The sequence below is a fragment of the Bradyrhizobium sp. Crot121 genome, from assembly GCF_059512385.1.
Map to the genome: position 1 here is coordinate 1 of NZ_JCAMOR010000257.1, position 1,072 is coordinate 1,072.

At 57.3% G+C, this 1,072-nt stretch carries 1 protein-coding gene; it reads right to left on the bottom strand.

Annotation, left to right across the window (positions count from 1 at the left end; all coding sequences use genetic code 11):
- Positions 1-72: 72 nt before the first annotated feature.
- Positions 73-777, bottom strand: a complete 705-nt coding sequence (locus AC5ZGW_RS46380) for an autoinducer binding domain-containing protein (protein WP_130231977.1) — start codon at positions 775-777, stop codon at positions 73-75.
- Between the last annotated feature and the right edge of the window lie 295 nt (positions 778-1,072).

A 1,072-nucleotide genomic window follows, 5' to 3' on the forward strand; every position in this document is an offset into this window, starting at 1 on the left:
GTCGTTCTGGCGCAGGGCTCATCAGGCAACTGCGCGCAAAGCCCATCTCAAGAAAAAATTACAACTGTAATGCTAGATCAACTTCCTCTCCATGGCGATGCGGACGGCCTGCTGGAGGTTGCTCGCGCCGAGTTTGTCGCGCGCGTTATCCAGATAGAACTGGACTGTTCGTGGCTTGATCCCAAGCAAGTCCGCGATCACGTTCATCGACTTGCCGTGTGACGACCAGCTGAGCGAGGTCGCTTCCTGCGTCGACAACGTCACATCCCCTGTTTTGAAGGACGATACAGACGCCAGGCTGAGGCGAACATGAATGTAGGCGAGCGCCAATGCTGCCTGCATCGGATCCCATGGCGGGACCTCGGCCCGCCGCCGATCTGATGCGAGCGTGATCATCGCTGTGCGGCCATAGCTTGTCCTGATCGGAACGGAAACGCCCGAGCGGATGCCGAAGTCAGTCGCCTCCGAATAGAATTGCTTGATCTCGCGCGAGCTCCTGCGGACGCCGCGCTCTTCCGCCGACCAGGCGAACATCCGCATGCTGCGCTTGGCGGTCGTCACGACAGGGTCGATGATCATGTATCGCTTTGCAAAATAGAGGTTCAGCCATTCCGCAGGATAATCGCTGAAAGCAACCGCATCGTCGGCGTGAACATGAATGTAGGCATAGCGGTCGAAGCCGGATGAGCCAGTAAACTTCTTGATCGCGTTGCGAACGGAGCGTTCATCGCGCGCCACATCGACGGCATCGATCAACCCCTGTAATTGCCCATCCAATGTAACATCCTCCTAGTCTTCATCTTGCGAGTATCGGTGCGATGGCGAGCTGACTCGTCGGATGCGCATCACGATGCTATCATTCTTCTGATCCGATGGCCGTTTCGAGTGACTCGATGGAATTCAACTTCCTCCCTTTGCGTATCCCATTGACCTATCCGATCGCGTCCTGCGTCCCTCTAGGAGCCTGTCCAGTTAGCGTTTTGGCCGGTCGGACTTCATTACGATAGGCCGCTCATGTGGGCCTGGCGAGGTTGCCGAGCTTGACGAGGTTGTGGGCGGTGCAGACGATCGC